Annotated in this window: 11 protein-coding genes; 5 read left to right on the forward strand and 6 right to left on the reverse strand. The window is 65.2% G+C overall.

The genetic code is table 11. The features are described from left to right. Window positions 1–14: 14 nt before the first annotated feature. On the reverse strand, window positions 15–1,817 hold the full coding sequence (locus N6H05_RS05000) for a DUF885 domain-containing protein (protein ID WP_284112921.1): 1,803 nt from the start codon (window positions 1,815–1,817) through the stop codon (window positions 15–17). 85 nt (window positions 1,818–1,902) lie between these two features. Next, on the reverse strand, window positions 1,903–4,311 hold the full coding sequence (locus N6H05_RS05005) for a glycoside hydrolase family 127 protein (RefSeq protein ID WP_284112922.1): 2,409 nt from the start codon (window positions 4,309–4,311) through the stop codon (window positions 1,903–1,905). Between the two features lie 115 nt (window positions 4,312–4,426). On the opposite strand from N6H05_RS05005, the gene N6H05_RS05010 reads away from it, so the two are divergent. Further along, window positions 4,427–5,443 carry an Ldh family oxidoreductase gene (locus N6H05_RS05010; protein ID WP_284112923.1) on the forward strand — a complete coding sequence of 339 codons (1,017 nt, stop codon included), beginning with the start codon at window positions 4,427–4,429 and terminating at the stop codon, window positions 5,441–5,443. A gap of 15 nt (window positions 5,444–5,458) precedes the next feature. On the opposite strand, the gene N6H05_RS05015 is transcribed toward N6H05_RS05010, so the two are convergent. Both N6H05_RS05015 and N6H05_RS05020 read right to left on the reverse strand, forming a co-directional pair. Then, on the reverse strand, window positions 5,459–6,661 hold the full coding sequence (locus N6H05_RS05015) for a M24 family metallopeptidase (RefSeq protein ID WP_284112924.1): 1,203 nt from the start codon (window positions 6,659–6,661) through the stop codon (window positions 5,459–5,461). Between the two features lie 3 nt (window positions 6,662–6,664). Beyond that, entirely contained in the window at window positions 6,665–7,915 is a 1,251-nt protein-coding gene (locus tag N6H05_RS05020) for an NAD(P)/FAD-dependent oxidoreductase (RefSeq protein ID WP_284112926.1), read from the reverse strand. Between the two features lie 69 nt (window positions 7,916–7,984). Here N6H05_RS05020 and N6H05_RS05025 point away from each other — a divergent pair, with 69 nt between their 5' ends. The 4 genes from N6H05_RS05025 (at window position 7,985) to N6H05_RS05040 (ending at window position 12,139) form a co-directional block, all read left to right on the forward strand. After that, the gene (locus N6H05_RS05025; RefSeq protein ID WP_284112927.1) at window positions 7,985–8,899 is read left to right on the forward strand and encodes a dihydrodipicolinate synthase family protein; all 915 of its coding nucleotides are present in this window, start codon (window positions 7,985–7,987) and stop codon (window positions 8,897–8,899) included. After that, entirely contained in the window at window positions 8,899–9,906 is a 1,008-nt protein-coding gene (locus tag N6H05_RS05030; protein WP_284112928.1) for a 4-hydroxyproline epimerase, read from the forward strand. The genes N6H05_RS05025 and N6H05_RS05030 overlap by 1 nt, the downstream gene beginning before the upstream one ends. 85 nt (window positions 9,907–9,991) lie before the next feature. Further along, complete coding sequence (locus N6H05_RS05035; RefSeq protein WP_284112930.1) at window positions 9,992–10,642, forward strand: GntR family transcriptional regulator; 651 nt, start codon at window positions 9,992–9,994, stop codon at window positions 10,640–10,642. 51 nt (window positions 10,643–10,693) lie between these two features. Continuing rightward, window positions 10,694–12,139, forward strand: coding sequence for an amino acid permease (locus N6H05_RS05040; protein WP_284112931.1), 1,446 nt, complete (start codon window positions 10,694–10,696; stop codon window positions 12,137–12,139). A gap of 62 nt (window positions 12,140–12,201) precedes the next feature. On the opposite strand, the gene N6H05_RS05045 is transcribed toward N6H05_RS05040, so the two are convergent. Both N6H05_RS05045 and N6H05_RS05050 read right to left on the reverse strand, forming a co-directional pair. After that, a complete protein-coding gene (locus tag N6H05_RS05045; protein ID WP_284112932.1) occupies window positions 12,202–13,422 on the reverse strand; it encodes a cytochrome P450 in 1,221 nt (406 codons plus the stop codon). 11 nt (window positions 13,423–13,433) lie between these two features. Beyond that, the gene (locus N6H05_RS05050) at window positions 13,434–13,757 is read right to left on the reverse strand and encodes a 2Fe-2S iron-sulfur cluster-binding protein (protein ID WP_284112933.1); all 324 of its coding nucleotides are present in this window, start codon (window positions 13,755–13,757) and stop codon (window positions 13,434–13,436) included. Between the last annotated feature and the right edge of the window lie 63 nt (window positions 13,758–13,820).

The raw sequence follows: 13,820 nt of genomic DNA on the forward strand, positions 1-13,820 counted from the left end.
GGAGGAGAATGCGCTTACTGCGCCGCACCGGACGCCCCGGCTGCGGCCTTGGCCTTTTCCGCCTGGATGAAGGTGTCGAGTTCCGCCTCCATCACCGGCAGCGGCACCGACCCCATGGTCAGCAGCGTGTCGTGGAACGGGCGCTGGTCGAACTTGTCGCCCAGCTCCGCCTCGGCCTTGGCGCGCATCTTGCGGATCGACAATTCGCCCAGCTTGTAGGCCAGCGCCTGCGCCGGCCAGGCGATATAGCGATCGACCTCATTGGTGATGTCGAGCTTCGCGAGCGCGGTGTGGCTGGCCATATAGTCGATCGCCTGCTGCCGCGTCCAACCCATGGAGTGCATGCCGGTGTCGATCACCAGCCGCACCGCGCGCCACATTTCGAACGTCTCGCGGCCGAATTCCTCATAGGGCGTCTCATACATGCCCAGCTTCGTGCCCAGCCATTCGGTATAGAGGCCCCAGCCCTCGCCATAGCCCGAGAAATAGGTCTGGCCGCGGAAGGCCGGGCGGTTGGGGGCTTCCAGCGCATAGGCGGCCTGGAAGCTGTGGCCCGGATTGCATTCGTGCAGCGTCAGCGCGGTCAGATTGTAGAGCGGGCGCGAGGGCAGGTCATAGGTGTTCATCAGGCAGGATTCGAGCCCGCCCCGCCCCGAGGTGTAGATGGGAGCGATCTCGTCCGGCACCGGCAGGATGGTGAAGCGATAGCGCGGCAGATTGTTGAACGTGTCCTTCAGCTTGCCGTCCATCTTCTTGGTGACATAGGCGGAATAGGACAGCAGCTCGCGCGGGGTCTTGGCATAGAATTGCGGATCGGTGCGCATGAATTCCAGGAACTCGGCGAAGCTGCCCTGGAACTTGGCATCCGCCATCGTCTTCTTCATGTCCGCGTCGATGCGCGCGACTTCCTTCAGGCCGATCTCGTGGATCTGCTGCGGCGTCAGGTCCAGCGTGGTATATTCACGGATCTGGTCCTGGTAGAAAGCCTTGCCGTCGGGCAGCGAATAGGCGTCGATCGTCTTGCGCGCCTTGGGCATATATTCGCCACGCATGAAGGTCAGCAGCTTCTGATAGCTGGGGGCGATGGCGTCGCGGATCAGTGCCTGGGCCTGGGCCTGCATCGCCTGGCGCTGGTCGGCCGGGATGGTGTCCGGCATCGCGGCAAACGCCTTGTAGAAGGGATTGTCGGTGCCGGCGGCCAGGAAGGGTTCGATCGTCTTGTCACGCCCCTCGATCGACACGCGCGGCACGGTATAGCCGCGCTTAAGGCCCGCCTGCATATTCGCGATCTGCTCGTCGAAATAGCGCGGGATGTCCTTCATCCGGCCGAGATAGCGGCGATAATTGTCGGCGCTGGAAAAGGGCGTGCGCGGGTTGAGGCCGGTCCAGAAGAAGGTGTCGCTGTTGAACGGCGCCTCATAGGTCTTGTACTTGATCTTGGTCGCATTCTCCCAGACCGAGGTCTTGAACACCGCCTTGTTGATGTACTCCTCATGCGACAGCTGGGCGTCGGGGATCTGGTCGAGCTGTTTGAGAATGTCGCTCCAATAGGCATAGCGGCGCTGCTGGGTGGCGGCCGTCACGCTGGGCAGATGATCGTCGGCGCCGCCTTCGGTCCGGCCGCTGCCGGGCAGCCGGGCAAATTCCTTCTGGCGCCAGGTCCATTCGGCGTCATACAGCGCCTTGAGCTTCAGGTCGGCGGCGGTCGGCTGTGCGGTCGGTGCATTGGTGGCCGGCGCCGTCTGGGCGAGGACAACCGGGGCCGTGCCGGCGAGCCAGGCGATGGCGAGCAAGGATGCGGCATGGGGCATTTTCATGAATGTCTCTCTTCCCTGTTCGGCGAAGCGATCCGGCGCCCCGCTCCTATCAATAATGTATACGATATACCTTGATTAAGGCGGGTCAAGTGCGCGTTTCGCCTGCGGGCGTGAAAATGCGCGCGCCGAACATCGGGCCGGCCCGCGTCATGCCGGGGGCCGGCTGGACACGGATTATCACCGTGCTCTTGCCGCGCGTCAGTGCTTCGGGAATGGCGTAGGTGACGTCGAAAAATTCGCCGGGCCGGTCGGCATCCAGCTTCTGCGTCGCGATCTTCTGGTCGTCGACCAATATGTCGAACAGCCGGTTTCGCTCCTCGCCCCAATAAGTGGCCTGCAGGATCAGCGGGCCGGGCTTCACCTTCATGCGGAACTGGAAATGGCCGTCGGTGCGCGCATCGCGCCCATGCCGTCCGCGATAGGTGGTGGTGTAGGAGAGTTTGGCTTCCAGCCCATGGTCGCGCTCGGGCTGCATCTCGCCCAGATGCATGACATCGACGGAGCGCCGCTCCAGGTCGCGAAGCCGCGCCTGCTCGACGGCAAAGGTCTGCTGCTCGACGCCCCATTCCTGCTGGGTGAAGCGTTTGAAATAGACGGCGGTGCGGCGATCGCGCTGCTGGAAGAAGGGCGCGAAACTGAGGTCGGCGGGCTTGCCGATGCCGGCGGTGCGATAGGCGGGGATGGTGCCGGGTGTGACGGTAAAGCCCTGCGTCACATCGGCGGCGACCAGCGCCGGTGCGGGGCCGTCGAAGGGCCGGTCGGCCGCGCCCAGATCGGCGGCCAGCACGACCGGGCCATGCAGCAGTGCGATGGTGCGGGCATCGTCGGGCGTTGCTTCGACCCGCAATGCCATCGGCAGGTCCAGCGTCACCTGGTCGCCGGCCTTCCACTTGCGATCGATCAGCGCATAGCCGTCGGCGATGCGCGGGGCGGGCAGGGGCGTGCCGTTGACGGCGATACGCGCGCCCTGGCACCAGCCGGGGATGCGCAGCGCCAGGGTGAAGCGGCCGGCCCGCGCCAGTTTCGGGATCGACATCGCGATGTGCCCGTCGAACGGATAGCCGGTGTCGATCCGCAGCTTTGCGCCCCGCGCCGCCCAGTCGGCTTCGCTGGGGATATAGAGATTGGCGATCAGCATGTCGGCCGGCCGGTCGGCATCTTCCCACCAGATGGATTCGCCATGCTTGGCATGGCTTTCCATGCCGCTGCCCACGCAGCACCAGAAATCGTCGAACGGTTCCGACCAGACGCGGTGCGACCCCGACATCAGCGGCACCATATAGGCGAACATACCGGTGGCCGGGTTCTGATGCGCCAGGATATGGTTGATATGGGCGCGCTCATAATAGTCGAACAGGCGCGCTTCGGGCTTCCAGGCATAGAGATGCCGGGTCAGCTTCAGCATGTTGTAGCTGTTGCAGCTTTCGCAGATCTGTTCGGTGATATGCTTGGAAATGGTGCCGGGATCAGGGAAATATTCCCGGTCGGCATTGCCACCGATGACATAGCTATATTGGCCGACCACGGTCTCCCAGAAGAAGTTGGCGGCGATCGCGTCGGCGGCATTGCCGGTGATCTCGTGCAGGCGGGCAAGGCCGATCAGCTTGGGGATCTGGGTATTGGCGTGGATCCAGGGCAGGCTGTTCTGCCGCTGGGCCAGCGGATCGAGCACCTTGCGATGGCGCAGGCGCGTGGCCAGCGCCAGCCAGCGCGGATCGCCGGTGCGGGCGTGCAGTTCGGCGAAGCTCTCGTTGATGCCACCATGCTCGCAGTCCAGCACCTGCTGCATCTGCGCATCGTCCAGTTTCGCGAACACGCCGTCGATATAGGCGGCCAGGGCCAGCGCGACGCCGCGCGCCTGGCTGTTGCCCAGATGGGTTTCGGCGTCGAACAGGCCGGCGAACAGCTTGTGCCAATTGTAAAAGGGCACCCAGCAGCCGTTGAGGTCAAAGCCGGCCGATCGGATGTCGCCGCGCATGATCTCCGGAAAGATCAGCCTGCCATCCTCGATCACATCGTCGCGGCGACGGGTGAAGCCCGCGACATAGCCGTCGCCGGCTGCCGCCTGACAGGCGGCCAGTTCGTCGATGATATAGGCGGCGCGGCGGGCGCATTCGGCGTCGCCGGTCTGGGCGTGCATCAGCGCCAGCGCGGTCAGATAATGGCCCAGCGTATGGCCGGCGATGGTATCATTTTCCCAGCCGCCATAAATGGCGCCCTTGGGCGTCAGGCCGGCATGTTTGCGGAAATTGTGCAACAGCCGGTCCGGCTCCAGCCGCAGCAGATAGAGGCGATTGCCCTCGACCGCGTCGGCAAAGGGGGAGGGGAGAAGCCGGGTCGCCTGCAGTGGCAAGGCGCGCGCCGATTCTGGGAGGGCGCTGCTGGTCGCAGCATGGGCGACGCTGCTCCATTCTTGCCAGACGGGGGCGGTTACGGCGGCGGTCGCGGCCAGCAGCATGGCCCTGCGGCTGAGGGGCGTGTGACAGTGGGACATGGCGGCTCCGGCTTGTCTGCAATCGTTATACCGTATACGATATTGCGATTATGGTTCGGGATCAAGACGGAGGACGCATGTCTATCTTCAAAGCCGCGGCATGGGCAATAAAGGCATGAGCGCCGACGAAAGCGTCACGCTGACGCTGCAGCAGGTCGCGGATCTGGCCCATGCCGTGCTGCGCCGCCATGGTCTGGCGGAGGCACATGTTGGCCTGGTTGCCGCGACAATCATCGCCGGCGAGCGCGACGAATGCGCATCGCATGGCGTTTATCGTCTGCTCAACTGCGTCCATACGCTGAATAGCGGCAAGGTTGTGCCGGACGCGGTGCCGGTGGTCGATCACGTCACGCCCGCGCTGCTGCGCGTGGATGCGGCCGGCGGCTTTGCCCAACTGGCCTTTGCCACGGGCTTGCCTTTGCTGGTGGCAAAGGCGCGGACGATGGGCATCGCCGCCATGGGCATCAATCGCTGCGTCCATTTCGCCGCGCTCTGGCCGGAGATCGAGGCGCTGACCGATCAGGGGCTGGTCGCCTTCGCCTGTACCCCCAGCCATGCCTGGGTCGCGCCGGCCGGCGGCACCTCGCCGCTGTTCGGCACCAACCCGATCGCCTTTGGCTGGCCGCGTCCCGGCGGCGATCCCTTTGTCTTCGATTTCGCCACCAGCGCGGTCGCGCGCGGCGAGATCGAACTGCATCGCCGCGCCGGCAAGCCGATCCCGGAAGGCTGGACGATCGATGCCCAGGGCCATCCGACAACAGATGCGGAAGCGGGTCTCGCCGGCGCGCTGCTGACCTTTGGCGGGCATAAGGGATCGGCCCTGTCGGCGATGGTCGAACTGATCGCCGGGCCGCTGATCGGCGACATGACCAGTGCGGAATCACTGGCGCATGACGATGGCGCGAAGGCGTCGCCCTATGGTGGTGAACTCATCATCGCCATCGATCCCGCCGGTTTCCTGGGCGCGGCGGCCGCCGAGCATATGCAGCGGGCCGAAGCGCTGTTCGACGGCATTACCGGTCAGGGCGCGCGCCTGCCATCGCAGCGGCGCTTCGCGGCGCGTCGTCGCACCCCCGATCAGGGCTGCCGCATTCCCCGCGCGCTCTATGAGGAACTGGCGGCACTCTGCTGAGCGCCGCCAGCGACTTCAGGCAAAAGGCTGGTCGATCGCGACCGAGGGCGGGGTGAACCAGGCCGCTCCGGTCTCGGTCACGTAAAAATGATCCTCCAGCCGCACGCCGAAGCGATCCGGCACGACGATCATCGGCTCGTTGGAGAAGCACATACCCGGCTCCAGCGGGGTCATGTCGCCGCGCACCAGATAGGGCGCCTCATGGATCGACAGGCCGATGCCATGGCCGGTGCGATGGGGCAGGCCCGGCAGGCGATAGTCGGGGCCAAGGCCCGCCGCCTCCAGCACGCGCCGCGCCGCCGCATCGATCGCGCCACAGGCGACGCCGGGCTTGACCGCATCGAACGCGGCCTGCTGCGCCGCCTTCTCCAAGGCCCAGATGCGCCGCTGCTCGGCATCGGCCTCGCCATAGACATAGGATCGGGTGATGTCGCTATGATAGCCGCCGATGGTGCAGCCGGTATCGATCAGCACCATCTCGCCCTCGGCCAGCACGCTCTCGCCCGGCAGGCCGTGGGGATAGGCGGTCGATCGGCCGAACTGGACGATGCAGAAGCTGCTGCCCGATGCGCCGAGCGCCCGGTGCGCGGCCTCGATGAAGCGGCGCACCTCGGTCGCGGTGATGCCGGGGCGCAGGATGCGGGCGGCACGGCGATGCACCTCCAGCGTCATCGACTTGGCCTGCTGCATCAGCGCCAGTTCGGCGGCCGACTTGCGGCTGCGGCAACCGTCGATCACGGCCGAGGCGGCAACCAGTGTCACGTCCGGCGCGGCGGCGCGAATGCGCTCGACGAACAGGAAGGCCATGGCCGGGTCGATCCCCAGCCGGGCGACGCCCAGCGTCCGGAGCGCATCGGCGACGAGCGCCGACGGGCTTTCATCCTCTTCCCATAGGCGCAGGTCGCTGGCGTCGATCTTGAGGTCGGCTTCCAGTGATCCGCGCTCGAAGCGCGGGCAGGTCAGGATCGGCTCGCCGGTGAGGGGCAGCAGCATCGCCACCAGGCGCTCGCTCGCGCCCCAGGGCACGCCAGCAAAATAGGCGAGGCTGGTCCCGGCATCGATCAACAGCGCGTCGAGCCCTTCCTGCGCCATCAGGGTGCGGGCCCTGGCAATGCGCGCCTGATATTCGGACGCCGTGATAGCCGGCGCACGATCGGACCAGGGGGCAAGCCCGGCCAGTTCGGTGGCGGTGTCGGAACCGCCGATCTGCTGTGTCATACTCTATCCTTCAAAGCGGCGGAGCGAAAAGGGCGTGGCATCGACCGGCGGCGGTGTGCCGGTGGCCAGCGCGGCGATGATTTCCCCGGTCAGCGGTCCCAATGTCAGCCCCAGATGCTGGTGGCCGAACGCATAGAGCAGGTTGTCCGCCCGGTCACTCCGGCCGATCGCCGGCAGATAATCGGGCAGGGTCGGGCGCGCGCCGATCCAGGGCCTGGCATCCGCCTCGAACGGCAGGCCCAGCGCGGCGGCATGGGCGCGCAGCCTTTGCCATTTGCGCGGGTCCGGCGGGGCGGAAAGGCTGGAAAATTCGACGAAGCTCGCCGCGCGCAGGCTGCTTTCGAACCGGGTGACGATCATCGATCGATCCTCGAACACCACCGGCGGCATGTCCATCGGCCAGCCTTCGGGCGCGGTCGGCGTCTGCAGATGATAGCCGCGTTCGGCGATGATCGGCACCTTGTGGCCCAGCGGGCGCAGCAGTGCGTCCGATGCAGCGCCGGTCGCGACGATCATATGGTCCGCGTCCAGCGTCCGGCCGTCGGCCAGTTGCACCTGCGCCTTTCCATCACGCGTGGGAAGGGCGGTGACATCTGCCTTTTCGATCCGCCCGCCTGCCGCCAGCAGCGCATCCCTCAGATCCTGTGCCAGCCGAGACGGGTCGGCGATGCGGCCGCTGCCCTCACAGCGAATCGCGCCGATGATCGGATGGGGGAACAGGGCTTCGAGCAGGGCCATCTCGCGCGCCGTCGCGTCGCGGAAGCGCGCCGTGCCGCAATCGGCCGCCATCCAGGCGCGGCGTCCGGCCAATGCACTAGCCTCGCTTTCCCAGGCGATGAAATGCCCGTCCTCGATCAGGCGGCTCGGCCCCGCGCACAGCCCATCGATCCGGCGCCAGGCCGGCATCGCCTCGCCCAGCAGCGCCTTTAACGCGGCGCGTCCGGCCGCAAAGCGCGACGGGCGCGCGGCACTCAACAGGCGTAGTGAGAACGGCAGCCAGCGGCCGATATCACGCCAGGGCAGGCCGAGCGCGCCGCCGCGCCAGAACAGGCGCCGGGGAAAGCTGCGGACCGTTGCCATCGACGCGAGCGGATCGATCTGCTCCACCGCGACATGGCCGGCATTGCCCCAGGACGCGCCGCGCAGCGGGTTTTCCCGTTCGATCAGCAACGTTGAAATTCCCTGTTCCTGCAATCGGATAGCGCAGGATGTTCCGACGATACCGCCGCCGATGATGATCGCGTTTTGGGTCAATTGATTTCTTTTCACTTGGCGTTGACGATTAGATACCGTATACGATCTTCAGTTTCAACGGAGGCTTATGTGAATTCCTCAAAATTGACGTGGCGTGGTGTCTACCCTGCCGCCACCACCCAGTTCACCCCCGATCTGGACGTTGATATTGCCGCAACCCAGGCTGTCCTGGATGCGCTGGTAAAGGATGGCGTCGACGGCCTCATCATCGCCGGCACCTGCGGTGAGAACAACTCGCTGGAACCCGAAGAAAAACGTGCTGTCGTCAAGGCGGCGGTCGAGGTCGTGGACGGCCGCGTGCCAATCCTGGTCGGCGTGTCCGAATTCACCACGCGCCGCGCCGTCGCCTTCGCGCAGGACGCCGAAAAGCTGGGCGTCGACGGGCTGATGCTGCTGCCCGCCATGGTCTATGTGCCGACCGTGGGCGAGCTTTGCACCCATTTCGAGACAGTTGCCAAGGCGACGTCGCTGCCGATCATGCTCTACAATAATCCGCCGGCCTATCGGGTGAATATCGGCATCGACGCGCTCACCCGCCTCGCCGACACGCCCAACATCGTTGCTGTCAAGGAAAGCGCGCCCGATCCGCGTCGCTTCACCGACCTGATCAACGCCTTTGGCGACCGCTATATCCTGATGGCGGGCCTGGACGATGTTGCGTTCGAAGGCCTGTTGCTCGGCGCGCATGGCTGGATTTCCGGCCTGACCAGCGCCTTCCCGCGCGAATCCGTGGCGCTGGTGGCGGCGATCAACCGGGGCGATCTGGAAGAGGCACTGCGCATCTATCGCTGGTTCATGCCGCTGCTGCATCTGGATGCCGATCATGATCTGGTCCAGTCGATCAAGCTGGCCGAAAACATCATGGGACGCGGCACCGAGCATGTCCGCCTGCCGCGCATGCCGCTGGAAGGCCAGCGCCGCGCCGACGTCATCCGCTGGGTCGAGCAGTGCGCTGCCACCCAGCCCAGCCTGACGGCGGTCTGATGTCCGCGGTGCGCCACACCTTCTTCTGCATAGACGGCCATACGGCGGGCAATCCCGTCCGTCTGGTCGCGGGCGGCGCGCCGCTGCTCAAGGGAAAGTCCATGGCGGAACGCCGCCTGGACTTTCTCGACCGCTTCGACTGGATCCGCACCAGTCTCTGCTTCGAACCGCGCGGCCATGACATGATGTCGGGCGGCTTCCTCTATCCGCCGACGCGCGACGATACCGACATCGGCATCCTCTTCATCGAGACTAGCGGATGCTTGCCGATGTGTGGCCATGGCACCATCGGCATGGTGACGTTCGGGCTGGAAAACGGCCTGATCCAGCCGGCGACGCCGGGCAAGCTGCGGGTCGAAGTGCCGGCCGGTGTCATCGACATCGACTATGCGACCGACGGCAAGCGCGTCACATCGGTCAAGATCCGCAACGTTCCCGCCTATCTGGCGGCGGAGGGGATCGCAATCGAGGTGCCGGGCTTCGGCCCGCTCAGCGTCGATGTCTCCTATGGCGGCAATTATTATGCGATCGTCGAACCGCAGGGCGCCTATACCGGCCTCGACGATCTCGGCGCATCGCGCATCGTCGAACTCAGCCGCACGATCCGCGAACTGGTGCGCGAGAAATATCAGCCGGTTCATCCGCTCGAACCCAGCATCAAGGGGGTCAGCCATGTCCTGTGGGCCGACCAGCCCAAGGGCGAGGGGGCCGATGGCCGCAATGCCGTCTTCTATGGCGAGCGGGCGATCGACCGCAGCCCCTGCGGCACCGGCACGTCGGCGCGGCTGGCGCATCTGGCGGCCAAGGGGCGGCTAAAGGTCGGCGACCGGTTCGTGCATGAAAGCTATATCTGCAGCCGCTTCATCGGCCGGGTCGAAGCGGAGACGATGATCGGCGATCAGAAGGCGATCATCCCCTCGATCGAGGGATCGGCGATCGCCACCGGCTTCAACACCATCTGGGTCGATCGCGAAGACCCGTTCTGGGCCGGTTTCACGGTCGTATGAGGCAGCCAGTACGGAGCGAGTGGGCGCGATCGTCCATCATATACGAAGTTGTATTCCGCCGTTCGCTCTGTGCTATGTTCACCGCATGAGCCTAGTCATCCGAAACCTGTCCGACCAGCTGGTCGACCTTGTCCGCGAACGCATATTGTCCGGCCGGGTGCCGCCCGACGGGCCGATCCGCCAGGACGCGCTGGCGGCCGAACTGGGGATCAGCAAGATCCCGCTGCGCGAGGCGCTGGCCCGACTGGAACAGGAAGGACTGCTCAAGTCGCAGGCCAATCGCGGCTTCTTCGTGCGCAGCCTCAATCGGGTCGAGGCGGATGAAGTCTATGCGCTGCGGCTGAAGCTGGAGCCGGACGTCATGGCGCTGGCGGCGGAGCGGGCCGAGGTGGCGGACCATGACATCGCGATCAAGACGCTCGATACCCTCTATCAGGTCACCGACAAGCATGGCGATGGCGTGGGCGCGTTCAACCGCGCCTTCCATATGGCGCTGCTGCGGCCCAGCGCCCAGCCCTTGACGGTCAATATATTGGAACGGCTCCATATCCTGTCGGAACGCTATGTCCGCAAGCATCTGGAGCCATTGGGTCGCGACGACCGGGCGAATGACGAACATCGCCAGATGCTGGCCGCCTGGCTTGCCCGCGACGGCCAACTGATCCGCGAACTCACGGTCGCACATATCCGCAAAACCATGGACGATCTCATGGTTCAGCTCGACGCCGACGACTGAGCCATTCCCGTGCAACCGGAACGTCCATAAGAACAGGGAAGGAAATTTCGGTTGAGCACTGGATTTTGGGGACCGATCAAGCCGATCGGCGCCGGTCATCACGCGCAGCATCAGCAGTTGCGCAAGACATTGTCCTGGCCGCATCTGATCGCGCTGGGGGTCGGGGCGATCGTCGGCACCGGCATCTATACGCTGACCGGCGTGGGCGCTGATCGGGCGGGGCCGGCGGTGATCCTGGCCTTCGCCATTGCCGGCGCCGTGTGTGCCTGCGCGGCGCTGGCCTATGCCGAACTGGCCACGCTGATCCCGACCGCGGGCAGCGCCTATACCTACACCTATTCGGTGCTGGGGGAGACGCTGGCCTGGGTCGTGGGGTGGAGCCTGATCCTCGAATATTCGCTGGCGTGCAGCACCGTGGCGGTTGGCTGGTCGGGCTATCTGGTCGGCTGGGTCCAGCAGGCGGGGATCAGCCTGCCGCCGATGCTGCTTGCCGGGCCGCATGGCGGCGGCATCGTCAACCTGCCTGCCGTGCTGGTGGCACTGGCGATCGCAGGGATGCTGATCGCGGGCACGCGGGAAAGCGCGACGCTCAACATTGTCCTGGTCGTCATCAAGCTGACGGCGCTCGCCGCCTTCGTCGCGCTGGCGCTCCCCGCCTTCCAGTCCGACCATCTCCAGCCCTTCATGCCCTACGGCTTCGTCAGCCATGTGGAAGGTGGCATGACGCGCGGTGTGATGGCGGCGGCGGCGATCGTCTTCTTCGCCTTCTATGGCTTCGATGCGGTGGCGACCTCGGCCGAGGAAGCGCGCAATCCTGGCCGTGACCTCACCATCGGCATCATCGGATCAATGGCGGTCTGCACCCTCATCTACATGGCGGTCGCCGTCGCGGCGATCGGTGCGCTCGACTATCGGGCGCTGGCCGGTTCGTCCGAACCGCTGGCGCTGGTGCTGCGCACGTTGGAGCATCCGGTTGCCGCCTGGCTGGTGGCGGGCGCTGCGCTGGTCGCGCTGCCCTCGGTCATCCTGGTCATGATGTATGGCCAGAGCCGCATCTTCTTCGTCATGGCGCGCGACGGCCTGCTGCCGCGTTCACTCAGCAAAGTGTCGGAAAAGACCGGTTCGCCCGCCCGCATCACCGCGATCACCGGTGTCTTTGTAGCGGCCGTCGCCGGCTTCTTCCGCCTCGACGAGATCGCCGAACTGGCCAATGCCGGCACGCTGATCGCCTTCATCGCGGTCGCCGGCTGCATGATGGCGCTGCGCCGCAAGGCACCGGAAATGCAGCGCATCTTCCGTTGTCCGCAGCCCTATCTGGTCGGCGCGCTGGCGATCGTCGGCTGCCTCTATCTGCTGATCAGCCTGCCGGAAAAGACGCTGCTGCGTTTTGGCCTGTGGAACCTCGTCGGTCTGGCGCTCTATTTCGCCTATAGCCGGGGTCGCAGCCTGCTGCGCACCACCGGCCATGCAGCAAGCGAGGAAGGACTGCCGGGTTAAGGCGGACCAATAAGGGACCGGCTCGGAATCGGGCCGGTCCACCAATATCGGGTGGCAGCTATCTACCAGACCAAGGGCAATGTTTTCGGGCCGACCACGCCGCCTGGCCAATAGCTGATCGCAGCATCGGGCTGGACCGAAAAATCGGGTATGCGACGCAGCCATTCCTGCAACGCCACCTTGACTTCCAGCCGCGCGAGATGCGCACCGATGCAGCTATGCACGCCGCCGGCAAAGGCCAGGATCGGCTTGCGTGGACGGTTGAAGTCCACGCGCATCGGATCGGGAAAGATGTCCGGGTCGTAATTGCAGGCGGGCAGGATGCTGTTGAATTTGTCCCCCTTCTTCATCTGCACTCCGCGCATCTCCAGATCCTGGGTCAGGGTCCGGCCGGAGAAGGTGACGGAAAAGACCCGCAGCAATTCTTCTACCTGGGCATTGATCTGGTCGGGATGGGCGATGATCTCGCGGCGCCGATCGGGATTTTGCGCCAGCCACAGCCAGATATTGTTGAGCGTCGCGAACACCGTGTCGAGCCCGGCGATGAACAGGAAGAAGGTGAAGCCGAAAATCTCCCGCTCGGTCAGCGGTTCGCCGTCAGGGCGGGCCTGGATGATCGTGCTGATGACGCCCTCGTCAGGCTTGGCCGTCTTCTCGACGATCACCTGCGCCAGATAGGCCTCGATCCCCCGCATGGCGAGGCCGGCGGTCATGCGATCCTGCGAATGGAGCAGGTCGACCGCCCAGCCGACGAAGGTATCGCGCATCTCCTGCGGCAGGCCCATCAGGTCGAGGAAGATCGACACCGGCAGCGGCCGACCGAAGGCGGTGGTGAATTCCACTTCGCCCGCATCGATGAAGCTGTCGATCAGGTCGTTGGTAAGACGGCGCATGTAGGATTCGAGCCGCAGCACGCTTTGCGGCGAAAAGGTCGAATCGAGGATCGCGCGATATTTGCGATGATGCGGCGGATCGATCTCCAGCGGGATGAAATGGAAATAATTATTGGGATCGCGCGGGAAGGGCGTGGCCCCGGCGGTGGTGAAATATTCCGGATGGCGCAGCGCGAAGAAGGCATCCTCGTGCTTGATCGTACACCAGCTGTTCCCGATCAGCGGATTGACGCTGTAGAAGATCGGCGGATGCGTCTCGTGCAGCTTGGCCATGAAGGCATGGGGCGCGGCGAGAAATTCGGGACCGGTGGTGAGGCCGATCTCGCGCACCAGTTCGGGCGGGACATGGGCCGGAATGTCCATGACTGGCGTCGCTTGGGTGGTTGCCATGATCGGGCTCCTCAATATTGCGCGGCGGGCAGGTGGACGACCAACCCGTCGATCGCATCGCTGGCGATGATCTGACAGCTCAGGCGACTGCTCGGGCGGCGTTCGCTGGCGGTGCAGTCGAGCATATCCTGCTCAGTCTGCGCGGGCGCAGGCAGCCGATCGGCCCAGCCGTCATCGACATAGCAATGGCAGGTCGCGCAGGCGAGGCCGCCGCCGCATTCGCCGACCATGCCCTCCAGCCCCTCGTTGAGCGCCGCGCGCATCAGATTCTCGCCCGTCGGCACATCGATCCGATGTTCCGCACCGCTGGCCTCGACAAAGAGGACCGTCGCCATCTTACTCTCCCATATCTCTTTCGTGATGAGAACGACGTTCTCAATGCTGGCACTATAGTCGCG

Origin of the sequence: Sphingobium sp. WTD-1, from assembly GCF_030128825.1 — a bacterium.
Classification (GTDB): Bacteria; Pseudomonadota; Alphaproteobacteria; order Sphingomonadales; family Sphingomonadaceae; genus Sphingobium.

Excerpts from the sequence above, each read along its gene's own strand:
- N6H05_RS05045 (WP_284112932.1), bottom strand. The coding sequence starts at position 13,422 with ATGGCAACCACCCAAGCGACGCCAGTCATGGACATTCCGGCCCATGTC.
- N6H05_RS05050 (WP_284112933.1), bottom strand. The coding sequence starts at position 13,757 with ATGGCGACGGTCCTCTTTGTCGAGGCCAGCGGTGCGGAACATCGGATC.
- N6H05_RS05010 (WP_284112923.1), top strand. The coding sequence starts at position 4,427 with ATGAGCGCCGACGAAAGCGTCACGCTGACGCTGCAGCAGGTCGCGGAT.
- N6H05_RS05030 (WP_284112928.1), top strand. The coding sequence starts at position 8,899 with ATGTCCGCGGTGCGCCACACCTTCTTCTGCATAGACGGCCATACGGCG.
- N6H05_RS05035 (WP_284112930.1), top strand. The coding sequence starts at position 9,992 with ATGAGCCTAGTCATCCGAAACCTGTCCGACCAGCTGGTCGACCTTGTC.
- N6H05_RS05005 (WP_284112922.1), bottom strand. The coding sequence starts at position 4,311 with ATGTCCCACTGTCACACGCCCCTCAGCCGCAGGGCCATGCTGCTGGCC.
- N6H05_RS05015 (WP_284112924.1), bottom strand. The coding sequence starts at position 6,661 with ATGACACAGCAGATCGGCGGTTCCGACACCGCCACCGAACTGGCCGGG.
- N6H05_RS05000 (WP_284112921.1), bottom strand. The coding sequence starts at position 1,817 with ATGAAAATGCCCCATGCCGCATCCTTGCTCGCCATCGCCTGGCTCGCC.